Source organism: Cohnella yongneupensis, assembly GCF_042655785.1.
GTDB classification, from domain to species: domain Bacteria; phylum Bacillota; class Bacilli; order Paenibacillales; family Paenibacillaceae; genus Cohnella; species Cohnella yongneupensis.
Genome location: NZ_JBHSNC010000010.1, coordinates 222,652 through 247,884 on the forward strand (window position 1 = coordinate 222,652; position 25,233 = coordinate 247,884).

Sequence of the window (25,233 nt, forward strand, 5' to 3'; positions counted from 1 at the left end):
ATAGGCAATTTTGGAAGAAAACCACGAGAATTCAGAAAATCCCCGCGGTCCCCTCCTTTATTTACCTATTTTAGTTAAACGTTTTCAGACGATTCGACTGCCGTCGCGAATTGGTCCAGCGCCTTCAGCAGAAGCGAACGCGGACAAGCGAAGTTAACGCGCAAGTGTCCTGTCCCTTGCTTGCCGAAGATCGAGCCTTCCGTGAAGGCGACGCCGGCTTTCTCGAACATGAGCCGCTTAAGCTCCTGCGGACTGCCCGAGATCGCATTGCAATCGAGCCACACCATGTACGTGCCTTCGGGTCTCATCACTTTGATTTGCGGCAACCGCGTCGAGACAAAATCGACGATCGCATTCAAATTGCCCTCCAAATACGCGAGCAATTGATCCAACCACTCATCGCCGTGCTTATAGCTGCTTTCCATCGCCGTAATGCCGAAATAGCTCTCCATGTGCAACGACAACGTCTTGAGCAGCGCGTTGTACTTCGCTCTCCGCTGCTCGTCGGGGATGACGACCGCCGCGACTTGCAGTCCGGCGAGGTTAAACGTCTTGCTCGGCGCGATGCACGTAAGCGAGCGCTGCGCCGCGTCTTCCGAGAGCGATGCGAACGGAATGTGCTTATGACCCGAAAAGACGAGGTCATGATGGATTTCGTCCGCGACGACGAGAAGATCGTACTTGCGGGCAATATCGGCCACGCGCGACAGCTCCTCGCGCGTCCACACGCGACCGCCCGGATTGTGCGGCGTACAGAGCAGCAGCATCTTGGCCCCGGCTTGCGCTTGTTGCTCCAGCAAATCGTAATCCATGACGTAACGACCGCCGTCTTGCAGGATAAGCGCGTTGTCTACGACCTTCCGGCCATTCATCTTAATGACGTCATAGAACGGATAATACACCGGCGATTGCAGAATAACGCCGTCGCCCGGCTCCGTGAACGCCATCACCATCAAGCTGAGCGCCGGCACGATACCCGGTGCGGAGGATAGCCACTCTTGGCGAATGTCCCACCCGTGCCGTCTGGACAACCAACCGATAATGGCATCGTAATAGCCTTGGGTCCGGATCGTGTAGCCGTACACGCCTTGCTCCGCGCGTTCGACGATCGCGTCGACGACTTCGCGCGGCGGCGCGAAATCCATATCGGCGACCCATAACGGCAAAATATCGGACCGTCCGAATAGCTTTTCCGATTGATCCCACTTATAGGAAGCTTTGCCCGTGCGATCGATCAATATATCGAAATCATACTTCATGGACGCTCGCTTCCTTTCGTTACCCGTTATTTTCCCGTTCAGCGGCTTCAATCGCCTGCTTGAGGTCGGCAATTATGTCGTCGATATGCTCGATGCCTACCGAGAATCGGAGCAGACGATCGTCTACGCCGACGCGTTCGCGAATTTCGAGCGGGATGTCGGCATGCGTCTGTACCGCCGGATACGTCATGAGCGATTCGACGCCGCCCAAACTCTCGGCGAACGCGATCAGCTTAATATGGCGCAAGATCGGCTCGATCGTGCGGGCATCCTTCATCTTAAAGGAGAAGATGCCGGTGTTGCCGGAAGATTGCGATTTCTGAACCTCGTAGCCCGGATGCGAAGGCAACCCCGGATAATACACCTGGAGCACGGAAGGGTGCGTCTGCAGCCATTCGGCCACGCGCGTCGCGTTATATTGGTGGCGTTCCATCCGAAGCGCGAGCGTCTTCATGCCTCTCATGAGAAGCCAAGAATCTTGCGCCCCGAGCACAGCCCCGATGGAGTTGTGCAGGAACCCGATCTGCGCGGAAAGCTCCTGGCCTTTCGTGACGATCAGTCCGGCGAGCACGTCGTTGTGTCCGCCCAAATATTTGGTCGCGCTATGGATGACGATATCCGCGCCGAGCTCGAGCGGACGTTGCAGGTAAGGCGTAAGCAACGTATTGTCGACGATCGTAATAAGCCCTTTTTGCTTCGCCCATGCGGATACTTTGGCCAAATCCGTAATCATCATAAGCGGATTCGTCGGCGTCTCGATCAGAACCGCCTTCGTGTTAGGCGTACGTTGGGATTCGAGTGCGTCGAGGTCGTTCGTGTCGACGTACGAAGCGGTCACGCCGAACCGGGACATGATTTTCTCGAGCAGCCGATATGTACCCCCGTACAGATCGAGGGAGACGAGCAGATGATCGCCTTGACTGAACATCGCGAAAATAATTTGCAACGCGGCCATGCCGGTGCTGCACGCGAATCCGGCATCCCCGCTTTCGAGGTCCGCGGCGGCCGCCTCGAGCACGGCGCGCGTCGGGCTCTTCGTGCGAGCGTAGTCGAAGCCCGTGCTTTGGCCGAGCTTAGGGTGACGGAATGCGGTAGCGTTATAGATAGGGAAGCTCACGGCTCCCGTATCCGGATCGCTTTGCGACCCGATTTGGGCCAAACGGCTTTCCATGTTCATCTGTTGCGACAGCCTCCTATTAGATCGAGTAATATCCGTTATTGGCTTTCGCCTTGCCGAGCTCGAACGGCGTCTCTTGGTAGACGAAATAGTTCAGCCAATTCGAGAATAACAAGTTCGCGTGCGCACGCCAAGTCGACATCGGCAGCTTGGACGGATCGTCCTGCGGAAAATAGTTGCGGGGAACGTTGATGCGAAGCCCCTTCGCCTTATCCCGGTCGTACTCCCACTTGAGCGAGTTTGAATCGTATTCCGAGTGACCGGTTACGAATATTTGCTTGCCGTCCGCCGAAGCGGCGATATAGACGCCCGCATCGTCGGATTCCGATAAGATCACGAGTCCCGGTATCTTCTCAATATCTTCCCGGCGCACTTCCGTATGCCTCGACTGCGGCACGAAAAACTGTTCGTCGAAGCCGCGCAGCAGCTTGTCGTTCGCTTTCGTGACGCGGTGCGCGAACACGCCGAACATTTTCTCGTCGAGGTCGTATTTCGGCACTCCGAAGTGATGGTACAGTCCGGCTTGCGCGCCCCAACAAATATGGAAGGTGGAGGTGACGTTGTTCACGCTCCAGTCCATGATCTGCTTTAGTTCTTCCCAATACGTGACTTCCTCGAAAGGCATATGCTCGACCGGAGCGCCCGTAATGATCATCCCGTCGTATTTCTGGTCGGCGATTTCGTCGAAAGTCTTGTAGAACGTCTCCAGATGTTCCGCGGACGTGTTTTTGGAAACATGGGTTTTCGGGTGAAGCAGAACCGCTTCCAATTGGAGCGGCGTATTGCCGATCAGCCGAAGCAGCTGTGTCTCCGTCGTTTCCTTCGTCGGCATTAGATTTAAGATCGCAATGCGCAGCGGCCGAATATCCTGATGGTATGCTACGCTTTCGTCCATGACGAAAATATTTTCCTGCGCCAACACTTCCTTGGCCGGCAAGTTGTCCGGTACTTTAATCGGCATGTTAGTCCTCCTTACTGGTGGCGAACGTTACGTCATTCGACACCATGGCATAATAAAAAACGACCCCAACTAGAAGGGTCGTGTAAGAAGTATCGTACGCGGCGCCCTTCTCATCTGTCAGAAACGTTAGTCGTTTCCGCAAGATTTAGCACCGTGCGTCGTTAAACGCCGGTTGCCGGGCTTCATCGGGCTAGTCCCTCCGCCTGCTCTTGATAAGATGGCAAAACTCATTTTCAGTTGTGGGGTTAAACTACCTTTAATGTACCCGAAAAAGAACGACCCGTCAAGACGCGCGGCAGCCCGGAAGGTTGTCGTATTTTCTCCTTGATAGGAGATGGGGGTGGGGATTATACTTATCACGTCCACCGCGCGGAACAAGCGCGAAATGAGCGATGAAAAGGGGGAAGCCGCAATGGAAGGCGATACGCCCAGGCCTTATGGGAGCATCAGCTTGAATAGCGCAGGATGGTATTCCGATTACGCACGGGGAGTCCTTCCCGGATCGGCTTCTTCGATGGCCGGCTAAGGCTCCTCATTGAGACGCGGATATCGTCCTGCATGAACGTATGATCATGCAAAGGAGCGAATCCTATGAAAATCAGGCTCGTGAACAATGGCGTATTTACGCCGATCGAAGATATTAACGAAACGCTGCTCCCTCCGAAGAGCGGCTTTTATTGGATTGACGCCGACATCGACGACCTCATCGTCTTGCAGCCCTTATTCGGTCTACATGACCTTGCCGTAGAAGACTGCATGACGGAAGAAGAGCAACGGCCCAAGCTCGAAATTTACGAAAGCCAATACTTCCTCGTTATTAACAGCATCCGGTTCGACGACGAAGAAATTTTCTTGCGGGCGCTGAACATTTTCCTTGGCCGCCATTATTTGATTACGGTTACCCGGCAGAAGATCAACGAGCTCCGCGCGGTCAAGCCGGTGCTATGGGAGCAAGAAGTCAATCAATCTGACCGTTTCCTGTATCACTTGGTCGACATCGTGGTCGATAATTACTTCTCCGTCGGCGACCGGATCGAGGCGCGCATCGAGAGCCTCGAGGAAGATATTCTGATGCATACGAAGAAATCGCACCTGACCGAGATCATCGGTCTGCGAAGCGAAATTCTGTGGCTTAAGAAGGCGCTCGGTCCTCAGCGAGAGCTGATCAGCACCTTGAATCGCAAGGAGCTTCGCCTGATCGACGACCAGCTGCAAAAATATTTCGGCGACATTCACGAGAACGCCGTCAAAATTTACGAGACGTTCGAGACGTACCGCGACTTGATGGGCAACTTACGCGAGGCTTACCAATCGAGCTTGGCGAACCGCGCGAACGAAATCATGCGCGTGTTCACCGCCTTGACGACGATCTTCATGCCGCTCACGTTCATAACCGGGATTTACGGGATGAACTTCGACTTCATACCGGGCATGCATTATCATTCGGGATCAATTGTGTTGCTCGCGCTTATGGCCGTCATCGGTTTCGGGATGTTTTACTTCTTCCGCAAGAAGGATTGGCTATGAGTGAAGCCGGTTCAAGCGTAATCCGACAATAAGGAGCGAGGATCGTCGCCTTGGCGAACATCCTGCGCTCCTTATTTATGTTCTTACATCGTGCCGGCTTGCACCGCGCCTTTAGCATCGACGGCGGGAGCGCCGATCCGGTCAGCCAGCTTGCCGGCTTTCCGATGATTCCGCCAGCGGAACCACATGATGATGCCCCGGGTATATTCGTCTAGAATCATCCCCACATATACGCCGTACAACCCCCAATCGAGCGACAACCCCAGCGCGTAAGACAATCCGAACGCGAGAATCCACATGCTTGGCAGCGACACCATCATCGAAAACCGTCCGTCACCTATCGCGTTAACCGATTGTCCCAGCGCCATGTTCAACATCTTGCCCGGCTGCAAGATCAAGTTCAGCCAAAGTAACGTAATCGCCGTATCGATAATCCACGGGTCGTCCGTGAAATATTGCAAGATCGGCTGGCGGAAGACGAGCATCAATCCGGTATTCAGCGTTACGAGCAGCATGCCGGCCCCCATCGCCCGGTAGCAGCTGTAATACGCTTCTCGGCGCATGTCTTTGCCGTACATGTACGCGATCTGGATTTGCGCGGCGACGGCGAGCGACCAACCGACCGTGAACGCGAACGACTCCATCGTATTCATATATGTCCTTGCGGCAAGCTCATGCGTGCCCATAATGCCGATCAAGCTGAATATCGCCAGTTGGGAAATCGTCCACGAAGCGCCGTTCAAGCTCATCGGCCAACCGATCCGGATGACTTCCTTCAGTAACTTAGGCTTGAACTTGAAAAACTCGGACCAAGCGATCTTCGAACCGAACGCGTGACGGAACAACCGCAATAGCACGAGCACCGCAAGAAACCGAACGATGACGGTCGATAGCGCGACCCCTTGCAGTCCCCACTTCGGGAACCCTAACGCTCCGAAAATAAAACAAGCGTTCAAAAAAACATGGAAAATATTCATGCCGAACGCGATATACATCGGGGATCGCGTATCGCCCGTGTTACGGACGCAAGTACTTAGCGCCGCGTTCAACGCGGTGAGCAGCATGCCGCTGCCGACGATCGTCATATACGTATCGGCGTCGGGCAAAATCTCGTGCGGTACGTTCAGCGCTTCCGCGAACGTACCCGCGCCGAAGAAAATCGTAATGCTGACGATGATGCCGAGCGCTCCGGTAATGACGATCGCCATCGTACCGAGCACGCGAGCATCCCTCTGCTGTCCCGCGCCAAGCCGTTGGGCGATCAAGATACCCGCGCCGCTAGCTACCAACATGAAGACGATGAGAACCGCGTTGAAAAACTGGTTCGCGAAACCGACGACGGCAACCGCGTCGTTCGAAATTCGGCTCACCATCAGCGTATCGGCCGTTCCGATCGCGAATTGCAGGAACATCTCGATCATGATCGGCCAAGCTAAAGTCCCTAAGGACATTTTGTTCTTATTCATGGTGACTGCCATCCTCCAGCGAAAACCTTTTCACATTCTTGCCTAATATAACACGCAAGGTATCGCCGGAGAAGGCATTCCAATGGTCATACGAAGCTCTTGGGTCCCGTATGCGGTCTTATACCGCCGTTCTGCTTACTCTACGAAACCGAATGCGCGCCATCCTCAGCTTTTCGTACTGTCGCTCCGTTTCTTGATCATTCGTCTTGAGGTCCCCGTACACTTTGCGCAACAGAGGTTTTAAGTACTTGTCGCCCAACTCTCCAAGCGCGGATTCGATCTTGCCGATCTCCTCCGCCGATATTTCCGCCAATTCGTGTTCCACGATGGGCAGCACGTCATACCCTTCCTCGTCCAGCTTCTCGATTCGCTCTACGAGCGATCTGCGGGGACAATTCAGATCGCCTTCCAACTGCTCAAGCGATTTACCGTCGCGAATGGCGAACAGCAGCGAGCGTTTCTCCCGAACGTCGGTGAGCGTCTTGCCGTATTTGTCTTCCTTCAGCCTGAATAACCACTCGGACAGCTGTTCCGCGGACACGGCGCCCGGTACCCAGCTTTCCAGCGGATACGGATGCTCCCTCTCCGCGTCCTTCATAACCGCTAGAAGACCGCCGCCGTATTTGTCGGCTTTCAGCTTGCCGAATCCGGGAATTTCAAGCAATTCCTCCATCGTTCGCGGCAAGTACACGGCCAGCATATGAAGCTCGCGGTTCGTAGCGATCAGGAAAGCGGATTTCTTCTCTTCCGACGCTTTCGAACGGCGCCATAGCCGAAGCTTGTCCGCCATCTCGTTCGGCGGCTGCAAATCGGCGTAACACTGCAGCAGCTGCGGGAGCGACGGGCGACGGTCCCAGAACGGCGTCTCCTCCAGCATGCCGTCGATAAGCGGCCTGAAGCCTAAGCGCATCTTCCCGGCAATGCCGTGCCGGAAAGACGCCAGCAGCTCTTCCCAGCTCATTCCTTCGTACCAGAGATCCGCCTCCGAAGCGCTCGCCGAGTCAGCCGGCTTCCAGCCCGCGCTCCATACGCCTTGCTGTTCGCCGATATAGACGTGCGCCTGCTCCTCCGGCTGCCCCTGGGCAGCCAATCGTTCGAATTGATTCAGAAATACTACGTTCATTCCCTTCTCCTCCTTGCGCCGCGTCCGCGGCGAGATATGCGTTCAGGCTACAGTACCCGGAGGAGATGCAGGAATAACTCAAAGAAGCACCCCCCGCCGAATCGGCGATGAGGTGCTTCCTCTCTCCTGTGAACATGAACAGTTCCAGATTAACAAAATTACCCGTGTTAGGCAATACCCTCCGCGTTGCTTTATAATGGGGAAAGCACTAGCGCCAAGGAGGACTTATTCCGTCATGCAAGATTTCGATTATTTATCCGATTCCACCGAACAAACCTCGACCCGCTTCGTTACGTTCATTACGCCAAGCTTGAAGCGATTCGACCTGGCGATATTGACGACGAACCGCTTCTACGGCAAGAAGCTCGTTACCGACATGCAATTCGGCCGAAGCGCCGTGCTCGGACCGGACGATCTCGAGGAAGAAGGCGTGCTGGAATCCGTATTCCGCATTACCGAAGAAGAAGCCGCCGAGCTAGCCCAGTTTCTAGTGCTCGTACTCGGAGCCGTTAACTTCACCGACTAAACGATTGGCGAACGGGGCATCCTGTGGGAAACTCATCCGAGGAAAAGGGAGGTTTCCTAACATGTTTCCGTTCCGTTCCAAAAAAAATCAGCCGATCAAAAATATCGCAGCCATAGAATCGATGAAGGTCGAGCTGGCCAACGAGGAGTTTCCGGAGGGTCCTTACGGATCCGCAATGCCGATGGCCGCTTACGGGAAGAGTACGCCATGGTTAGTCGGGCAACAATCTCCCAATGCTTTCGATTACGAGAACAAAGAGCTGCACGCGGGTCTGGAACGGGACTACCCCGGCGAGGACGATTAAGTTCTCAGCTGAACGCCGAATAGCAACGAATTGCTGATCAGCCGACCCGGCGTGGTCAGCATTCGGCCTGTCGCGAATAAGCCCGACGATGCCCCGCCATCCAAATTCATCCCTTGGACGGCGCCGAGCGAACGAAGAATTTCCCCTAAATCTTTGATCGTCGCTTTATTAACCGTGACGATGACGACGCTGCCGTCTTTGCGGATGCCGATTCCGCTGCGGGCGGCCGGCGTGGACAGTATTTTCTCCTGCTTAAAGCCTTCGCGTACCGCATCGTTGTAAGCTTTGCCGTCTTTCAGCACGCGCGGTCCCGCGCCGACGGCCGTTACGACGTCACCCCAATCGATCTCGTTCCCGTTAATGTCCGTATATTTGAGCCGATAATGAATTCTTTTGCCGACTTCGAACTTGCTGCCGAGCGAACGCTTCTCCGCGCCGTTGAGCACGATGACGAACCCGTCCCGAGGAATCGCCACGTTCTCGTCCTGAGCGATCCGTTTCACTACGCCACCTTGGACGACGATCGCCGTTCCGTAGGCGAACCCGATCTTAGCGCCCCGCGCAGGCGTGAACAAAATCGAGGAATTGCCTTCCGGGTTTGGCGTGCGATTAACGAACGTCGCATACCAATTGTTCGGATAATTATAGCTGCCGTTGCCGCCGCCTTGTACTTTCAGGCGCAGCGTATCCATCTTCGCTCTGCCGTCCGCGGTAAACCCGATCGTCGTGCCGTAGCTGCCCATGTGAACGGCTTCTCCGTCCGCGATCAAATTGCCCAACGGTTCCTGGGGATCGCCTGCTTTGTCGTAGGCTTCGAAGAACGTTCCGTTCACGGCATAATCCGCTTTGCGCCGGATTGCGAGACTTCTCAGTTCTTCGATATTGCCGACCGCGTTGCTGGCCAATCCGATATCTACCGGCATGCCTTTCGGCAAAGTAACGGTTTGCACGCTGAATGTCGTTGCGCCTACCTTCACCTTGCGCAACTCTGATTTGGGCGCGGAAGCGAGACTCACCGGTAAGGCATCCTCGATTTCGATATTCGCTACGCATGTATATGCGTTCCAGGCCCCGTCTTTATTCTGCGTCCATCCTTTGGCGGTAATCGTTATGGCACCTTTCGCTTGAGGGACGATCAATCCATTGATCGTAACTTTAGCGATCTTCGTATTCGAGCTCGCGTAGACGCTGTCAGCCGGCGAATGCAGCAATGCGGCTAAATCCGTCCGCTTATTCAGCGGCACGCGGATTACGCCCGTCTGGCACGCGAACGGAGATACGGGAGCCGTCTCCGTCGACGCAGGAAGCTCCGACGGGCCTGGCTTTCCCACGGAGGGCAGCGATGGCGTCGTTGGCGCGAGGGGCGCGGTTGGATAATTAACCGTCGGCGCACCCGTTGGAACGGCTCTCCCTTCTGCGTCGGCACCAGCCACTAGTATCCCAAAGGCTAATGCTAGGGACATGCAATGTTTAAACGTACGGTTGAGTGTAAGCTTCATAATGACAAACGACCTCATCTCTCTCGAATACAGGTATATTCGGTAGCGTGAGGCCGATAGTTTAGAGCGTTGCCTATTGAATCATTCCGAAGTCAAACACGTGAACCTTCGCTTCGACGCGAACGTCCGCTTCCGGGTAAACCTCGCTCCAATTCAAAGCCTTCCATTCCTTGAAGCTCATGCTGTTTCGTACGTACGCTCCGATGCCCAGACTGTCCGTCCCAAGTTTTTGCAGCTTACGGACGATTCCTTCGAGCTGGTCGGACAAGGCGGCGGACAACGTTTCGTCCAGCTTCGCTTTACGGCTGGACTCTTTCCAGTCGGAAGTGCCCGTCGATTCGAGCAAATTGCCTTTGGCTTGCACTTTTATGCAAATATTGAAGCCGACGCTCTAAGAAAGCAAAAAAGCACTCCCCCTCAAAACTAAGAGAGAGAATGCTTTCTGGTTAGATAGTAATAGCTTTTTTATACTGCAAAAGGATCTAATTCGCCGAAATGTCCATCAAGAACTTTAATCAACCCGCCGAATTCTAATTGCTCGAACTTCCGAATCGAAGCTTCCCTTGATAAATTCAATCTGCAGGCATCCAATTCGCATTGAACGGGCGCATCCAAGCGTATAGTAGCCAAATCCCTCGACAAATGAAGCATGTCGATATTGGCCTCTATTTTGCTTCTTACCCCTTTGGGTAGAAGATCTAAATTTTCGAGGACGCCTTCAACCGACTTATAATCGTTCAAAAGCTTTAATGCCGTTTTCTCCCCGATCCCTTTAACCCCTGGATAATTATCGCTGGTGTCGCCCATAAATCCCTTCAAATCAATGACTTGAAGCGGAGTTAGCTGCTTTAGCGCGAACAATGTCTCTAAGTCATAGACGGTGTAGTTCGATTTGCCTTTATTCATAATAACGACTTTAATGTTCTCCGAGACGAGCTGAAGCATATCATGGTCACCGGTCAAAACATAAAATTCGGACTCGTTGCAAAGGCCCTTCGCCAACGTGCCGATACAATCATCCGCTTCGTAGCCATGGATGCCTACGTTAACTATCCCCATATCTCCGAGCACTTCTTTAACCAAATCGAATTGGGGAATCAATTCGAGGGGCGGTTCTCCCCTATTGCCCTTATATTCCGGAAATTGTTCCGTTCTGAACGTTTTGCTTCCCATATCCCAACAGCAAATCACATGAGAAGGTTTGAATTCATTTAACGCGTCGGAAAAATATTGAATAAATCCGTATATCGCGTTCGTCGGAAGGCCTGCGCTAGTTTTCCTAATGTACCCTGTATATGACGTTGCGTAGAAAGCTCTGAACAATAAAGCCATTCCATCGACCAACAGCACTTTATTTCGATTTTCAGCCAATTCATTCACTCCGTTCGAACGATAAAATAAGATCGTTAGTCTATCGTCTATTCTATCATTCGCGGGGTGCGTTCACTAGCTATTGCTAAGAGAAGTTATTGGCATTCCCGCTCCGCATGAATTCGCCGATCCGGCGAGCCGCTTCCAATAGCCGCTCCTCCGGTTCGACGAGCGCAAGGCGCACGTACCCTTCGCCGCGTTCACCGAAGGCATTGCCGGGAATCGTAGCGACGCCGGTCGCCTTAAGCAGTGCCTTTGAGAACTGCCGGGACGTCCATCCTTCGGGTACAGGCGCCCATAGGAACATCGTGGCCGCCGGAGACGGCACGTTCCAGCCATACGATCTAAGCGCCCCTACGAAGGCGTCTCTTCGCCGCTCGTACAAGTGCGCAACCGGTCGAGGATCCGTCATGTCCAAGTCGAGCGCGGCGATTCCCGCTTCCTGCGTTCCCAGAAAGACGCCGAAATCGATTTGGTTTTTGAGCGCGCGAAGCGACGCGAGAATATCGCGATTGCCGACGGCGAAACCGATCCGCGTGCCCGCCAGGTGGAACGACTTGGACAGCGAATGAAATTCGATGGCCACGTCCGACGCGCCCGGTATTTCTAGCACGCTCGGGGGCTTCGCGCCATCGAATGCCATTTCGCTGTACGCATTGTCGTGGACGAGCAACACGCCGCGTTTCCGTGCGGCATGTACAGCCCGCTCGAAGAACGCCAAGTCCGCCGTCACGGAGAGCGGATTGCTCGGATAGTTCAAAATCATGAATTTCGCGCGATTCCATACCGCTTCGGGTACCGCGTCGAAATCCGGCAAATACCCGCGCTCCGCATCCAGCGGAAGCGGAATCGCCTCAACGCCCGCGACCGCGAGTCCCGCGCCGTACACCGGATAACCGGGATCGGGCAACAACGCCGCATCGCCGGGATCGGTAATCGCCAGCGCCAAATGCGCCAGTCCGTCCTGCGTTCCCATAAGCGAGACGATCTCGCTCTCCGGATCCAGCGCGACGTTGAACCGATGTTTGAACCACTCCGCTACCTTCTTCCGGAATGGCAACGTTCCTTCCGTGCCCGGATAGCTGTAACTGTCCGGCTTCATCGCCGCTTCGGCCAACGCCTTGCGAATGCTCTCCGCCGGCGGTTGATCCGGACTGCCGATATCGAGACTGATCACTTCCAAGCCTTGCTCTCTCGCTTCGCGCTTCCAGCCCGCGACTTCCGCGAAGATTGCCGAGCCTAGACGGTCAAGCCGCTGCGACCGCAGCGATAGGCGCGTCATAGCTGCCCCCACGCGCTGCCGAAGTCCGGCTCGCGATGGCCGACGGTTACGCGGCTTCCATTGCTGACGACGGGACGTTTGATCAACATCCCGTTCGAGGAGAGCAAAGCGATCTTGTCCGCTTCGGACATCGTCTTCATCTTGTCCTTCAAGCCGAGCTCGCGGTAAGCGTCCCCCGACGTGTTGAACCATTTGCCGATCGGCAATCCGCTAAGCGGAATGAGCTTGCTTAGTTCTTCCACGGTAGGAGGCTGTTCTCTAATATCCTGATCATCGAGCGTGTAACCGTGCTGCTTCAGCGTCTTGATCGCGAGCTTGCAAGTACTGCAAGTAGGCAAATGGTAAATTTTCAAATTCGTCTCCGTCGTCATGCGCGCGAGTACTCCTCTCTCGTGTTGCGCAGCTCCTGATCGAGCCGCCTTAAATCTTCCGGCAATTCCGCCGTTAGCCGTACCGGCTCGCCCGTCACCGGATGCTCGAAGCCGAGGCTTATCGCATGCAACGCTTGGCGATTGATGATCCCCGATACCCTATCCGCAAGAGCCGAAGCGTTCCAGCTTTCCTCCGAGTAGTAGCTGTCGCCGATGAGCGGGCAGCCGATCGAAGTCATATGCACCCGAATTTGATGCGTTCTTCCCGTTCCTAGTCGAATATCGAGCGCGCAGGCTTCTTCGCCGTAGGTTTCCGCGACCTCGTAAAAAGTGAGCGACTGTTGGCCGTCCTCCCGCACGACGCGGCGGTGCGGATCCTCGGTCTGCCGCCCGATCGGCTTGTTGATCTCTCCTTTGCTTTCAGGAGGATGCCCGTAAGCGTATGCGCGATACTGCTTAATGACCTTATTCTCTTTCATCTGCTCCGATAGCTGCTGCTGCGCGTACGAATGCTTGGCGACGATGACGAGACCGGACGTATGCTCGTCCAGCCGGTTTACGGGCCTAAAGCGCACGCGTTCCCCGCGCGATTGCCAATAATGGACGACGCCGTTAGCGAGCGTATTCAAATAATGACCGACCGTAGGATGAACGATAACGCCCGCCGGCTTATTCAAGACGAGCAGATGCTCGTCCTCGAATACGATATCCAGCTCCATCTCTTGCGGCATAATCTCATCTGAAGTTTCAGAAGCGATTCGCAGCTCGATTTTGTCGCCTTCGGCGATTTTATCGTACGGTCTGGCCTTGTTGCCGTTGACGAACAAGCCTTCCTCAGACGCCTTCAGTTGCACCATTAGCCGCCTAGAGATGCCTAGCCGTTTGCGCAATACGTCGCGCAAGCCGCGTCCTTCGTCCGAAGCATCGGCGACTAAAGTAAGCGGCGTATATCCCAAATCGCTAGTAATGTCTTTGTCTTCGTTGCCCACCCGTTACGACCTCCGTCTGAATACTTGCGCGCCCCGTTCGTACTCGACGTCCTGCATTCCGAGCATCGCGTTAGCCGCGCGAGCCGCCGCAAAGAAATAGTCGGACAGCCTGTTCACGTATTTAATAACCGGCTGCGGGCACGGTTGCAAGGCTGCCATCGCTACGATCCGACGTTCCGCGCGCCTGCAAACGGTACGGCAAACGTGAAGCGCCGCGGCGTGCTCGCTGCCTCCCGGCAATATAAACCGCGCGATCGGCGGAGTCCGATCTTCGTACAGATCGATCCATTGCTCCAACTGCAGCGCCATCTCATCCGTTACTTTCATTTTCTCCGGGATCGGCGTAGCATAGCTTAAATCGGACCCGCAATCGAACAACTCATGCTGGATCGCCGTTAACTGCGCAAGCATGTCGTCCCATAAACCGTCATTGTCCCTGCCTAAGATGGCGGCCGCCTGTCCGACGGTAGCGTTCAGCTCGTCGATCGTTCCGTAAGCTTCCACGCGCGCGTCGTCCTTGGACACTCGTGCGCCGATTACGGACGTCTTGCCTTCATCGCCCGTCCTTGTATATATTCTCATCCCCGTTAACCTCCCGTATGACACGATACCCTTTCACTTCGCTCGCTATGCCGGCCGTAAGGCGGTACACGGTCCGGCTGCGTTCGGACAACGCCCTGTTCGCTTCGGCTAGCCGGTACGTATACCACGCGGTCCAAGCATCCATCGACAATAAAGCCGCCGGCTCTTCCGTAACGACGATCAGCTTTCCCTGATAGGAGAGAAGCTCGTCCATCGCTTCCGCGAACGCGAGATCGAGCGACGTCGAGTTCTCGGCGCTTCGACTGTCCAGCTGTGCCGACGTAACGGCCCTTCGCAACCATCCGGACAAGCTGTCGACGACGAGCACGCGCCGATCGGCCCGATATAAATTCGACTCTCTGTTGACGGCGCGCAGCTTCAAAGCGAGCGACTCGTCGGCCTCCGTACGCAACCACTCGAAGCTCTTGCCTTGTGACGTCGATACCCGGTCCGGCTTCATTCTAGCGTCTGCCGACCGGCCGGGAAAAGCCGGGCATGACATATGTATGCCTTCGCGGCCAATGCTCGCGGCCAGATGCTCGGCGAAGAGCGACTTGCCGCTAGCGATTCCTCCGGTAATGAGCCAGAGCATCGTCCGTCACTCCTTCGTTAAGCGTTATCATAACTATAGCACACTCCGATAGGCAAAAAAGAGACCCGGCGCAACTTCGGCCGGATCCCTCATAAGCCCTTTACGAGCGGGCAACATGCTTCATATATTCGTTAATTTTGTCGTCCAGCTGGCGACTGATTTCCACGACCGGGTCCGCCGTAAGCGACAGCTCCTGCATGAACATATCGGTCATTCGCTTGCGCAACGCATCGATTTCCGCCGACAGCGCGCCGTCGTACTTCCTAAGCCGAGCGTTCGTATCCATTCCCCTGCCACTATCATAGATGATGACATGGGCTTCGGTATGATTTTGCATATGCATCATTGGGTCAAGCTCCGCCGCATCCATGTTCCTACTCCCCTCATCTGTGATAACGTGCTTCAGCAGGTTGGAAACACAAAACATGGTTTAGTATAGCAGATAGATTATCGCTTGAACACCCGATTTTGGAACGATTTTTATTTTATTCCAATTTCCTTAGGAAAGTATAGATCCGCTCCATCGCTTCGTTCAATTGAGCGACCGACGTGGCATAGCAACAGCGCAGGAACCCTTCGCCGCCTTTGCCGAACACGTGTCCGGGAACGGCAGCGACCTTCGCTTCAAGAACCAATCGCTCGGCGAACTGCTCGGACGTGAGACCCGTCGACCGAATCGAAGGGAACGCGTAGAACGCGCCTTGCGGCTCATGGCATTCCAGTCCCATGTCCCGGAAGCCTCGCACGACAAGCCGACGACGCTGGTTGTACGATTCCATCATCCGGTCTTTCTCTTCCAAGCCGCCCTTCGTGAGCGATTCGAGCGCCGCGACTTGGCCCATGATCGGCGCGCACATAACGGTGTATTGATGGATTCTCAGCATAGCTCCGATAATGTCCGGATGACCGCATGCATAGCCCATCCGCCAACCGGTCATCGCGAACGCTTTGGAGAAGCCGCTCACGAGAATCGTCCGATCCTTCATGCCCGGAAGCGCGGCGAAGCTGACGTGCTTCTTGCCGGTGAACGTAAGCTCGGCATAGATCTCGTCGGAGATGACGATCAGATCGTGCTCTTCGACGATTTTGGCGATCGGCAGCAATTCCTCGTACGTCATGATCGCGCCGGTCGGATTGCTCGGATAACAAAGCACGAGCACTTTCGACTTTGGCGTTATCGCCGCGCGCAAGCTTTCCGCGGTCAGCTTAAACTCGTCGTCGGAGAAAGTCTCGATGCCGACGGCTACGCCGCCGCTGAGCGTCGTAATCGGCGAATAGGAAATATAACACGGCTCCGGAATGAGAATCTCGTCACCCGGCTCGATAAGCGCCCGCAGCGCGAGGTCGATGCCTTCGCTGCCGCCGACGGTGACGATGATTTCCTTGGCCGGATCGTAGTTCACTTTGAAGTTGCCACTTAAATAGCCTGCGATTGCATCGCGAAGCTCCGGCGTGCCCGCGTTGGAAGTGTACTGCGTTTTCCCCTTTTCGAGCGCGTACACCGCTGCGTCCCTTACGCGCCAAGGCGTGACGAAATCCGGCTCGCCGACGCCGAGGGTGATGATGTCCTTGTCTTTGCTCGAGCTGACCAAATCAAAGAATCGCCGGATGCCCGACGGAGGAATGGCGCGCGCGCTGGCGGCCAGATGTTGCTGCATGCCGCTCGCCCGGGGCCGTTCAACCTGCGTTTGCGGCTTTTCTTCGTTTTTTATCATGGGGACGACTTCCTTTACGTATAGGCTGCCCGTTATGGGGATACGATCAAACGATGGTCGTCATCGAATTCTTCGAAGACGATGCCGTCTTGCTTATATTTTTTAAGGATAAAAAACGTCTTCGTGGAAATGACGGAATCGATCGTGGACAGCTTATTGGATACGAACGATGCGACTTCCTTCAAGTTTTTGCCTTCGATCTCGACGCACAGATCATACGCGCCGGACATGAGATAAACCGATTTCACTTCCGGATATAGGTATATGCGTTCCGCGATGCTTTCGAAACCGCGGCCTCTTTCCGGCGTGCATTCGACTTCGATCAACGCAGTGACCGTATCGTCGCTTACTTTGCTCCAATTGACGACCGTCGCGTATTTGACGATCACATGGTCTTGTTCCATCTCGGCGATCGCGGAGGTAACGTCCTCTTCCGCCGCGCCCAGCATCGTAGCGATAGTGGTTGCGGACAATCGGGCGTCTTCCTTGAGCAGATCCAAGATGCTGAGTTTAAGTTGATTCATCGTGATCCCTCCTGAATTACTCTCCATATTACATCACAAACAGGCTTCATGAAAAGAAAAAAGTCCGCTCGACAATATCTCACCGCTCATCTGCTTGGCTTTGATAATAGATTTAGTTTGGTGGCATTTGGAGGGGCGTATGCATGACCAATCATTGGAATAAGTCGTTTAATATTTACAGAAAAATCTAAATGTTACAAAGTTACGGGGTGGAAAAATGATGGTACTTTATTAATTGTTAGCGTTTTCTTCCAATAAAATTAGTTAGAAGGGAGATGAATTAAAGGACTAATTCGTTATCATTTTGCTTTCTTCTACAAAAAAATTCGGAGGTATGAGCAAATGAAATTATGGAACAAGAACATGCTGTTTATTGTCTTAGCCGTACTCACAATTGCAATCCCTATGAATGCATCTGCTTATGTGCCCTATTATTATAAAATGATAGGCGGTATCTCCCCGGGACTCTATGACAATAATGCTACTCCATACAACTATTATGGACAAATGTTTTATATGGATTATGTTGCTGAATCCGCCTTCACAGCGTGGGGGGTTGCGACAACAAAGGCAAATCTTATAAACGCCGATTCTTATGGTGCTACCGGAACGATAAAAGTACGTAGCTACTCTGATAATTATGGCAATATTGACCTTTACGGTTGGGCTGAAATGTACAACTCGAATAATGTTAGAGTAAATGGATACCGAGGTGCATCCGGCCCTTCATCCAATTACAATACAGGCAGCATCTATTTAAATGTCTATGATATGGCAGAAAGCTCGTTGAATTTCTCACAGATGAAAGCAGTAGCGATTCATGAGCTTGGGCACATTTGGGGACTTGATCATCAAAGAAACGGTACCGCTTCAGTAATGAACGATATTACTTACATCAGTAATGGCTGGCTTACACCGCAATCGGATGACATTAACGGCGTTAATAACATAAATTAGGAGGCTGTCCCCAGTGAGAAAATTTATCGTTATTTGTACATTCCTCTTAACATTTGCATTTGTGACAGCTTGCGCAAAACACGAAAATCGTCCCCGTGCCGATTACGGCATGATGGCCTTACAGACCTATTATCAGAACTTTGAAGAAATTACTATAGATTCAGACTTGATCGTTGAGGTCGAACTCACAGGCAATACAAAACAATTTAATTATGGCCATGCAGATTGGAGTGTTGCTGATGCTGAAGTCAAGAAAGTCTACAAAGGTGACGAAAAATTCAAATCCGAACTTATTCAAATTTTAGAAGTAGCGCCTCTGGATAATACAAGTGAAAATTACGTAAATAAAAAACATTTGTTATTTCTCAAAAAGTATATAGGTCCAATGATCGAAGATGCTTACGTCATTGCCGGAGTTTATCAAGGTAATTTTAAAATTGATAACGAAGATAAACTGATATATGAGGCGGATAAATATCACGGATATATATCATTTCAATCCAAATTAAACAATCAAAAGATATCCGTAGCCAAAGAGAGAATCGATGTTGCTCTGAAACAAACAAAATTGGTAAATGATTCGAAACCTGCAAAGTAAATGAATCAAAAATTAAATGAGGATTCAATGTCGAATAGTCGGTTTTCAAAAAGAAAGCTAATAACTGTTAATACCCTTATCTTAATATTAATTATCGTTACTTCTTGCTCGAAGCATGAAACCCCAAATGTAGGTTATAGTATGAGCTTGCAGACTTTTTATAAAGATATTGAAGAAATTACAACACATTCAGCTTTGATTGTTGAAGTGGAACTAACAGGAAATTCGAGGAAATTTTATTATGGCAATACGGATTGGAATGTCGTTGAAGTTGAAATTACGAAGGTTCATAAAGGGTTCGAAGGGTTGAAGTCCGCCAAAATACAAATCTTGGAGGTAGCATCGCTTAATCCCGCTGGTAATCGTGCGCAAAACAAACATCTGTTATTTCTCAAAAGATACTCCGGACCGATGTTTGAAGATGAAGATGCTGCGTACATTGTTACCGGGGTTTATCAAGGCAATCTAAGGATAGGTAAAAATGACATATTAACTTATGATCCGGCGAAATATAACGGTTACGTGTCTTTTCAATCCGACTTAGACGGTCAACCGCTCTCCGTTGCCGAACAAAAAATTCGTGTAGCGGTGTCACAGACTGTTACAACGCCGATCGTCGCCGGAAGCTCCGAGTAACGGTGCCACACACCGCTACAGTATCGCTATCCCCGTCCCTCAGGTGGGACGCAAGAAGGAAATCCCCTAAGCTCTTCTGAGCGAAGGGGATTTCCTTGTAAGCGAGCAAATAGGTCTATTCCCGTTCACCCTTGCGGGTTGCCGCCTTCACTGGCCTCGGGTACTCTGTACGAATTGGTTCGTCTTCTGCTGCGTTTGTTGATACTGCTTGATCTGCTTATCGATCTCTTGCTTCAAAGCCGGCGACGATACGTTGTACATTTGGGCTTGATTCATTGCGTTGAATAAATTCCCTTGCATGGTCAGCGTTGCATCCAATAGCTGAGTGAACAGTTGACGGATTTGCGGGCAAACCGATTCGGTCGCCGCCGTCGCGTATTCGCGGGTCACGCGCTTCAGATCGGACAATACCGTATAGGCGATATCTGCATCCGGCAAAAGTTGTTGCTTGGCAATCGGCTTTTCCATCGTCGTCTGCATCGTTTCGTCCTCCTCGATGTCTAATCGGGTTTCGTCAAGCTTGCGGCGCTGTCGGGGCGATCGATTGATGCTGCTGCAGCGCGCTTAGCAACTGATTGTAGTGCTGCGCATGCATGTCAACCATGCCCGTAATGACCTGTTTCACGCTTGGGTTCGTGATCGTCGCGGCCGCGACCGCGCATTGCTTGATCAATAAATCCTCGTTGGACATCGAATCGGCGAGATACTCCAGCTCTTTGGCCGTCAAAGCTTGCATCGCAGGCTCTTCCCCCTTTGGTCGTCGTGAAACAAAATTATTATCTCACCTGGGGAAACGCTTATGACCGGTACGTTTTAGAATATATCCATGCTTAGATAACGCTCGCCAGTATCTGGCGCGATGCAGAGCACGCGTTTGCCCGGACCGAGCCGGCGGGCGATTTGCATCGCCGCCCATACCGAAGCGCCGGAAGACGGACCGACGAGCAGCCCTTCCCGTCTGGCCAGATCGCGCATCGTCTCCAAAGCGTCCTGATCGGATACTTGAATGATCTCGTCGTAGACGGACGTATTCAGTATGGCCGGAACGAACCCCGGACTCGTCCCGACGAGCTTATGCGGCCCAGGCTCGCCGCCGGACAAGACGGGCGACCCGGCAGGTTCGACTACCGCTACGTATAAACCGGGAAGTTGCTTCTTCAGCTCTTCGCCCGTTCCCGTAATCGTTCCACCGGTGCCGGCGGTCGCCACGAACGCATCCAACCGACCTTCGGTCTGCTCCAAGATTTCCACGGCGGTCGTCGTACGGTGAATGTCCGGATTCGCGGGATTGTCGAATTGGTTAGGCATATAACTATCGGGAATTTCCGTAAGCAACTGTTGCGCTTTCCTGATCGCTCCCGGCATGCGCTCGGCGGCAGGCGTAAGCACGACCTCCGCCCCATATGCGCGCAAAAGGGAGATGCGTTCCGCAGTCATATTGTCTGGCATAACGAGAACAATCTTATATCCTCTTGCAGCAGCGTTCATCGCGAGTCCTATGCCAGTGTTGCCGCTCGTAGGCTCTATCAGGACGCTGCCCGGCACGATCAGACCGCTCGCTTCCGCGGCGTTCATAAGACCGAGAGCCGCGCGGTCTTTCACGCTGCCGCTCGGGTTCATTTTTTCCAGCTTCACGAGTACTTCCGCATCATCCGGACCCGTCAACCGCTGCAAAGCGACCGCGGGCGTATCGCCTATCAGCTCCGTAACGGAATTAACCATTCTAGTCATTCTTTACCCCTGTTTCCCGGCCTGGCCGGCCTGTTCGCTTAAACGGCGGATGATCTGTTCGCGCCCACTCTCGGACAGCAGCGTCTGCGTCGCGAAGCAGGAAGGGCACACGTACAAAGTCAAGGAGAACGGCGCCTCAAGCACCGTTTGCCCTAGCGATTGAGGAACCCTAGGACTGAAATGCTCCGCCGCGATCCGCTGTTCTCCCGCCTCGAACATATACTCCCGGCAATTTGGGCATTCGGGGACGAATTCTTGTTCGTCCAACAGACGCTCCATCGCTTCCTCGAGTACTAGCCCTTCGGGTCCGCTCTCGCGGAACGCCAGCGCATCGTCCCATTCCTCACCCTCGTTGTCCTCGTCTTGCTCGTACGCTTCGATCTCTTCTTCCTCTTCATCGGCCGCCGAATCGCCGCCGATGTCCAATCTCAGCGTCCGGTATCCGTCCATCTCATTGTCGCAGACCGGACAATATTTGTCGGGCTCTTGCCCTTCTTCCACGGGTATTTCGCTTTGACACCACGGACATAACTGAACCGCCATCCTTGCTCAATCCTCCCTCAATCCAAATTCGACCAATAAATAACGCCGATCGCGATGAACAGCAACGCGAACGCGAGCAAAGTTCCCCATAAATATTTCATGCAGTCCTCCGATCAACTGACGGCAGCACCGATAATGTAAGATAGCGAAACGGAAAGCACCATCGCCAGCAAGCCGACCGCGCGGTTATCTTTGGCAATTTCCTCGTCGATGCGGAACACCGGCGTCAGAAACTCGAACAGAAAATAAGCGGCGAGCAACAGCACGAATCCGACCGCTGCCCACACCATGCTCTCGTAGATGGAATCGTTCGCTTCGATGGAAAATCGAAAAATATTGCAAATGCCGAATATTTTGCCCCCCGTCGCCATCGCCACGGCAACGTTTCCTTTGCGTATCTCGTTCCAGCCCTCGTACTTCGTTACCCATTCGAAGATGGACAGAAATACGATCAGCGACAAAATCCCTACCGAGAAATAAGCCAGTACCGCGGAAAAAGGATGCGACATCATTTCGTCGACTACGCCCTGCATGCGCGATCACGCTCCCGTCAATGGAGTTCTGCTATGGTGACTCCCGCTCCGCCTTCGCCGAAATTGCCCAGACGGTAGCTTTTGACATGCTTGTGCCGACGCAAAAACTCTTGGATGCCCGTGCGAAGCGCGCCGGTGCCTTTACCATGGATGACATATACTTGACCCAGATTGGACAAAAACGCTTCGTCGAGGAACCGATCGACTTCCATGATCGCCTCGTCCAGCGTCGTGCCGCGCAAATCCAGCTCCGTTCGGATGTTGTCATCTCGCGTACGTTTCACGACGGTCGCTTGTGCTTGCGGCTTCGATTTGGACGAAGCTTGCTGGCGGAACGGCTCAAGGTCGGCTAGCGCGACTTTCATCTTCATGATGCCTAGCTGAACGAACGCTTCGTTGTTGCCGGACAGTTCCACGACATGACCGCGCTGACCGCCAAGACTTAGCACCTTTACTTCGTCGCCGGCCGAGATCTTAACCGCTTTGCCGCCCGTCGCGACGCGCGGCTCCCGCGTAGCCGGCGCCGGAATCGCATCTTCGAGCCGCTTGCGGGCATCGATCAGCTTATGCTCTTTAACCGATGCGCCTTCGTCCAGCGCCAGCTTGCGCAAGTCGGCGATAATCTCCTCGGCTTCCCGCTTCGCCTTCGCGATCGACAATCGCGCTTGCTCGCGGGCTTCGTCAATCAGCTTCGCTTTCTGCTCCGAGAACTTCAAACGATCTTCTTGCATTTGCAGCTGCAGCTTCTCCACGTCGCGGCGCAGACGTTCCGCCAGCTGACGTTCCGATTCTGCGGTTCGACGGTCCTGCTCAAGAGAAGCGATCATCGTATCGACCTTCAGCTCGTCCTCGCTCACTTCTCCGCGGGCATGCTCGATAATGCCGATCGGCAAACCGAGTCTCTCGGCGATCGCGAACGCGTTGCTTCGCCCCGGCACCCCGACGAGAAGCCGGTACGTCGGCCGCAGCGTCGCTACGTCGAACTCCATGCTGGCGTTAATGATGCCCGCTCGGTTGTAGGCGTAAGCTTTCAGCTCGCTATAGTGCGTAGTCGCGATCATGCGGCAACCGATCCGGTGCAAATGCTCCAAGATCGCTATCGCTAGCGCCGAGCCTTCCGCGGGATCGGTTCCCGCGCCGAGCTCGTCGAGCAATACCAAGCTACGGGACGTCACTTGTCCGAGCATCGAGATGAGGTTCGTCATATGGCTGGAAAACGTACTCAAATTTTGCTCGATGCTTTGCTCGTCTCCGATATCGGCGTAAATGCCGTCAAAAACACACAGCCGGCTTCCTTCGTCCGCGGGCACGAACAATCCGGACATCGCCATCAGGCTGAGCAAGCCGATCGTCTTGAGCGATACCGTCTTCCCTCCCGTATTCGGACCCGTTACGATGATCGCCGAGTATTCGTCGCCGAGCTCGATATCGATCGGCACGACGTTTTTCGCGTCGATTAACGGATGGCGGGCTCTTCGCAGATACAGCCGGCCCTCGTCGTTGATCGTCGGCAACGTCGCGAACATCGCATGAGCGAGCGATGCTTTGGCGAATATAAAGTCGAGCTGTCCGACTAGATCCACGTCGCCGGCAAGCAGATCCGCGCGTTCGCCCGCCGCCTCCGTCAGCTTGCGTAAAATGCGCTCGACTTCCTGCTGCTCCTTCAACGTCAGCTCGCGCAGCTTGTTGTTCATCTGAACGACGGCTTCCGGCTCGATGAAGAGCGTCGCGCCGCTGCCGGACTGATCGTGCACGATGCCGCCGAAGTGAGCGCGATATTCTTGCTTGACCGGAATGACGTATCTATCGTTGCGCTGGGTAATGAGCGCGTCTTGCAGCATTTTTTGCACCGAGCTCGAACGGATTAGACTTTCCAGCTTTTCCCTGGCTCTTCCCGCGTTGATCCGAATATCCCGGCGTACCGAAGCGAGCTCGGGACTCGCGGAGTCGAGCACGTCGCCTTGCTCGTCGATGCAACGGCGGATTTCGTCCTCCAGCTGCTTGAAATCCGTAAGCGGCTCGCGCAAATCCGTTAGCAACGGAAGCGTCAGCTCGTCGTCCGCAAGCGCGATGAACCGATTCAGCCTTCTTGCGCCCATGATGAACTGCGCGATATCCATTAGCTCCGCAGGCTGCAACATCCCGCCAAGCTTGGCTCTATATAACGAAGCCCGTACGTCGGTAATGCCTCCGAAAGGCGGCGCTCCCTTGAGGCTGATCGCCTTAGACGCTTCGTCGGTCACGGCTAACCTGCGCTGGACAACCCGAAGCTCCTGCGACGGATACAGCTTCTCCGCTTCTTCTCTTCCTAAGCTCGTCGCGGTAACCGCCACCAGCTTTTGAACGATTTTATCGTATTCTAACGTGTGCAATGCCTTGGCGTTCACGGCATCGTTCAACTCCTTCGCGTCCTCTACGAACACTATTATAGCCGAACGAACAGTTCTTGCGAAACCTGCCACTCATACGTAACGCTAATCGCGGACAGACTATGCGGTAAGGAGGTCGATAAGATGCATGTTCTTGGAACAATCGTAAGGTTCATCGTATCCGCCATCGTTCTGATGGTCGTCGGCTATTTGGTACCCCAATTCGCGGTTGGCGGTTTTTGGAGCGCGCTAATGCTTGCGCTCGTCATCGCCGTACTCGGGTGGATCATCGAAGGGATTTTCGGCAGAAAAGTTACGCCGTACGGCCGGGGAATCGTCGGGTTTCTGTCCAGCGCGCTCGTCATTTGGCTGGCGCAATTCGTCATCGGCCACGTCCACGTAACGATCCTCGGAGCGCTTCTGGCCGCGCTCGTCATCGGGATCATTGACTTGTTCATACCGGTGGCCAGTCCGTATCGTACGACGGAACGGCATCCTGGCTAAGCCGCCCGCATTCCGACAAAGGCCGATCGCGCGGTTCGGTTGCAACCGAACCGCGCGATCGGTCTTTTGTTGTTCAAAGTTCACCGAGAATTCA

29 protein-coding genes, 1 pseudogene and 1 riboswitch are annotated in these 25,233 nt (G+C 53.8%); of the genes and pseudogenes, 8 read left to right on the forward strand and 22 right to left on the reverse strand.

The genetic code is table 11. The annotated features are described in order from the left end of the window. Positions 1-74: 74 nt before the first annotated feature. From ACFPQ4_RS03830 to metA, 3 genes are read right to left on the reverse strand one after another with little or no spacing between them, the layout of a single operon-like run. Positions 75-1,259 (reverse strand): MalY/PatB family protein, encoded by a 1,185-nt coding sequence (locus ACFPQ4_RS03830; RefSeq protein ID WP_378110426.1) that lies wholly within the window; start codon positions 1,257-1,259, stop codon positions 75-77. A gap of 19 nt (positions 1,260-1,278) precedes the next feature. Continuing rightward, complete coding sequence (locus ACFPQ4_RS03835) at positions 1,279-2,436, reverse strand: PLP-dependent transferase (protein WP_378110428.1); 1,158 nt, start codon at positions 2,434-2,436, stop codon at positions 1,279-1,281. A 19-nt stretch (positions 2,437-2,455) separates the two neighbouring features. Continuing rightward, positions 2,456-3,397 carry a homoserine O-acetyltransferase MetA gene (gene metA, locus ACFPQ4_RS03840; protein ID WP_378110429.1) on the reverse strand — a complete coding sequence of 314 codons (942 nt, stop codon included), beginning with the start codon at positions 3,395-3,397 and terminating at the stop codon, positions 2,456-2,458. 107 nt (positions 3,398-3,504) lie between these two features. Beyond that, a riboswitch (SAM riboswitch) is annotated at positions 3,505-3,616 on the reverse strand. Positions 3,617-3,737: 121 nt separating this feature from the next. Here metA and ACFPQ4_RS03845 point away from each other — a divergent pair. Then, entirely contained in the window at positions 3,738-3,923 is a 186-nt protein-coding gene (locus ACFPQ4_RS03845; RefSeq protein WP_378110430.1) for a hypothetical protein, read from the forward strand. Between the two features lie 65 nt (positions 3,924-3,988). Next, the gene (corA, locus tag ACFPQ4_RS03850) at positions 3,989-4,924 is read left to right on the forward strand and encodes a magnesium/cobalt transporter CorA (protein ID WP_378110431.1); all 936 of its coding nucleotides are present in this window, start codon (positions 3,989-3,991) and stop codon (positions 4,922-4,924) included. 83 nt (positions 4,925-5,007) lie between these two features. Here the strand turns inward: corA and ACFPQ4_RS03855 are convergent, their stop codons facing one another. Together ACFPQ4_RS03855 and ACFPQ4_RS03860 are read right to left on the reverse strand one after the other, a co-directional pair. After that, on the reverse strand, positions 5,008-6,390 hold the full coding sequence (locus tag ACFPQ4_RS03855) for an MATE family efflux transporter (protein WP_378110432.1): 1,383 nt from the start codon (positions 6,388-6,390) through the stop codon (positions 5,008-5,010). A 118-nt stretch (positions 6,391-6,508) separates the two neighbouring features. Then, positions 6,509-7,513, reverse strand: a complete 1,005-nt coding sequence (locus tag ACFPQ4_RS03860) for an HRDC domain-containing protein (RefSeq protein WP_378110433.1) — start codon at positions 7,511-7,513, stop codon at positions 6,509-6,511. A gap of 235 nt (positions 7,514-7,748) precedes the next feature. Between ACFPQ4_RS03860 and ACFPQ4_RS03865 the strand changes: the two genes are divergently transcribed. Together ACFPQ4_RS03865 and ACFPQ4_RS03870 are read left to right on the forward strand one after the other, a co-directional pair. Beyond that, positions 7,749-8,039 carry a DUF3055 domain-containing protein gene (locus ACFPQ4_RS03865; protein ID WP_378110434.1) on the forward strand — a complete coding sequence of 97 codons (291 nt, stop codon included), beginning with the start codon at positions 7,749-7,751 and terminating at the stop codon, positions 8,037-8,039. 61 nt (positions 8,040-8,100) lie between these two features. After that, positions 8,101-8,343 carry a hypothetical protein gene (locus ACFPQ4_RS03870; RefSeq protein WP_378110435.1) on the forward strand — a complete coding sequence of 81 codons (243 nt, stop codon included), beginning with the start codon at positions 8,101-8,103 and terminating at the stop codon, positions 8,341-8,343. Here ACFPQ4_RS03870 and ACFPQ4_RS03875 read toward each other — a convergent pair. From ACFPQ4_RS03875 to ACFPQ4_RS03925, 11 genes and pseudogenes are all read right to left on the reverse strand, one after another. Continuing rightward, entirely contained in the window at positions 8,340-9,674 is a 1,335-nt protein-coding gene (locus ACFPQ4_RS03875) for a phosphodiester glycosidase family protein (RefSeq protein WP_378110436.1), read from the reverse strand. The two genes, ACFPQ4_RS03870 and ACFPQ4_RS03875, sit on opposite strands and share 4 nt — an antisense overlap. Positions 9,675-9,915: 241 nt before the next feature. Then, positions 9,916-10,218: a Ger(x)C family spore germination C-terminal domain-containing protein gene (locus ACFPQ4_RS03880; protein ID WP_378110537.1), complete on the reverse strand. Its 303-nt coding sequence runs from the start codon at positions 10,216-10,218 to the stop codon at positions 9,916-9,918. 89 nt (positions 10,219-10,307) lie between these two features. Continuing rightward, on the reverse strand, positions 10,308-11,213 hold the full coding sequence (locus tag ACFPQ4_RS03885; RefSeq protein WP_378110437.1) for a 5'-3' exonuclease: 906 nt from the start codon (positions 11,211-11,213) through the stop codon (positions 10,308-10,310). Positions 11,214-11,325: 112 nt separating this feature from the next. Beyond that, positions 11,326-12,495: pseudogene (locus ACFPQ4_RS03890) on the reverse strand (aminotransferase class I/II-fold pyridoxal phosphate-dependent enzyme); the annotation flags it as partial. Further along, positions 12,492-12,866 (reverse strand): Spx/MgsR family RNA polymerase-binding regulatory protein, encoded by a 375-nt coding sequence (locus ACFPQ4_RS03895; protein ID WP_378110438.1) that lies wholly within the window; start codon positions 12,864-12,866, stop codon positions 12,492-12,494. The pseudogene ACFPQ4_RS03890 and the gene ACFPQ4_RS03895, both read right to left, overlap by 4 nt. Beyond that, entirely contained in the window at positions 12,863-13,855 is a 993-nt protein-coding gene (locus ACFPQ4_RS03900; protein WP_378110439.1) for an RluA family pseudouridine synthase, read from the reverse strand. The genes ACFPQ4_RS03895 and ACFPQ4_RS03900 overlap by 4 nt, the downstream gene beginning before the upstream one ends. A 3-nt stretch (positions 13,856-13,858) precedes the next feature. Next, the gene (locus tag ACFPQ4_RS03905; protein WP_378110440.1) at positions 13,859-14,437 is read right to left on the reverse strand and encodes a cob(I)yrinic acid a,c-diamide adenosyltransferase; all 579 of its coding nucleotides are present in this window, start codon (positions 14,435-14,437) and stop codon (positions 13,859-13,861) included. Next, positions 14,409-15,029: a bifunctional adenosylcobinamide kinase/adenosylcobinamide-phosphate guanylyltransferase gene (locus ACFPQ4_RS03910; protein ID WP_378110441.1), complete on the reverse strand. Its 621-nt coding sequence runs from the start codon at positions 15,027-15,029 to the stop codon at positions 14,409-14,411. Before ACFPQ4_RS03910 ends, ACFPQ4_RS03905 begins: the two co-directional genes overlap by 29 nt. A 100-nt stretch (positions 15,030-15,129) precedes the next feature. Then, positions 15,130-15,375 carry an aspartyl-phosphate phosphatase Spo0E family protein gene (locus ACFPQ4_RS03915; RefSeq protein ID WP_378110442.1) on the reverse strand — a complete coding sequence of 82 codons (246 nt, stop codon included), beginning with the start codon at positions 15,373-15,375 and terminating at the stop codon, positions 15,130-15,132. A gap of 139 nt (positions 15,376-15,514) precedes the next feature. After that, positions 15,515-16,744 carry an aminotransferase class I/II-fold pyridoxal phosphate-dependent enzyme gene (locus ACFPQ4_RS03920; protein ID WP_378110443.1) on the reverse strand — a complete coding sequence of 410 codons (1,230 nt, stop codon included), beginning with the start codon at positions 16,742-16,744 and terminating at the stop codon, positions 15,515-15,517. Positions 16,745-16,776: 32 nt separating this feature from the next. Further along, on the reverse strand, positions 16,777-17,268 hold the full coding sequence (locus ACFPQ4_RS03925) for an Lrp/AsnC family transcriptional regulator (RefSeq protein ID WP_378110445.1): 492 nt from the start codon (positions 17,266-17,268) through the stop codon (positions 16,777-16,779). Positions 17,269-17,610: 342 nt separating this feature from the next. Here ACFPQ4_RS03925 and ACFPQ4_RS03930 point away from each other — a divergent pair, with 342 nt between their 5' ends. The 3 genes from ACFPQ4_RS03930 (at position 17,611) to ACFPQ4_RS03940 (ending at position 19,459) form a co-directional block, all read left to right on the forward strand. Then, positions 17,611-18,225 (forward strand): matrixin family metalloprotease, encoded by a 615-nt coding sequence (locus tag ACFPQ4_RS03930; RefSeq protein WP_378110446.1) that lies wholly within the window; start codon positions 17,611-17,613, stop codon positions 18,223-18,225. Between the two features lie 13 nt (positions 18,226-18,238). Then, positions 18,239-18,823 carry a hypothetical protein gene (locus tag ACFPQ4_RS03935; protein WP_378110447.1) on the forward strand — a complete coding sequence of 195 codons (585 nt, stop codon included), beginning with the start codon at positions 18,239-18,241 and terminating at the stop codon, positions 18,821-18,823. 141 nt (positions 18,824-18,964) lie between these two features. Continuing rightward, a complete protein-coding gene (locus ACFPQ4_RS03940; protein WP_378110449.1) occupies positions 18,965-19,459 on the forward strand; it encodes a hypothetical protein in 495 nt (164 codons plus the stop codon). 147 nt (positions 19,460-19,606) lie between these two features. On the opposite strand, the gene ACFPQ4_RS03945 is transcribed toward ACFPQ4_RS03940, so the two are convergent. The 6 genes from ACFPQ4_RS03945 to ACFPQ4_RS03970 form a co-directional block, all read right to left on the reverse strand. Further along, a complete protein-coding gene (locus tag ACFPQ4_RS03945) occupies positions 19,607-19,939 on the reverse strand; it encodes a spore coat protein (protein WP_378110450.1) in 333 nt (110 codons plus the stop codon). Positions 19,940-19,973: 34 nt separating this feature from the next. After that, complete coding sequence (locus tag ACFPQ4_RS03950) at positions 19,974-20,195, reverse strand: hypothetical protein (protein WP_378110451.1); 222 nt, start codon at positions 20,193-20,195, stop codon at positions 19,974-19,976. 77 nt (positions 20,196-20,272) lie between these two features. Further along, positions 20,273-21,190, reverse strand: coding sequence for a cysteine synthase A (gene cysK / locus ACFPQ4_RS03955; protein WP_378110452.1), 918 nt, complete (start codon positions 21,188-21,190; stop codon positions 20,273-20,275). Between the two features lie 3 nt (positions 21,191-21,193). After that, positions 21,194-21,733: a hypothetical protein gene (locus tag ACFPQ4_RS03960; RefSeq protein WP_378110453.1), complete on the reverse strand. Its 540-nt coding sequence runs from the start codon at positions 21,731-21,733 to the stop codon at positions 21,194-21,196. A gap of 113 nt (positions 21,734-21,846) precedes the next feature. Continuing rightward, on the reverse strand, positions 21,847-22,266 hold the full coding sequence (locus ACFPQ4_RS03965; protein ID WP_378110454.1) for a DUF350 domain-containing protein: 420 nt from the start codon (positions 22,264-22,266) through the stop codon (positions 21,847-21,849). A gap of 17 nt (positions 22,267-22,283) precedes the next feature. Continuing rightward, positions 22,284-24,653, reverse strand: coding sequence for an endonuclease MutS2 (locus tag ACFPQ4_RS03970; protein ID WP_378110538.1), 2,370 nt, complete (start codon positions 24,651-24,653; stop codon positions 22,284-22,286). 126 nt (positions 24,654-24,779) lie between these two features. Here ACFPQ4_RS03970 and ACFPQ4_RS03975 point away from each other — a divergent pair, with 126 nt between their 5' ends. Further along, complete coding sequence (locus tag ACFPQ4_RS03975; RefSeq protein ID WP_378110455.1) at positions 24,780-25,139, forward strand: phage holin family protein; 360 nt, start codon at positions 24,780-24,782, stop codon at positions 25,137-25,139. Positions 25,140-25,233: the final 94 nt, after the last annotated feature.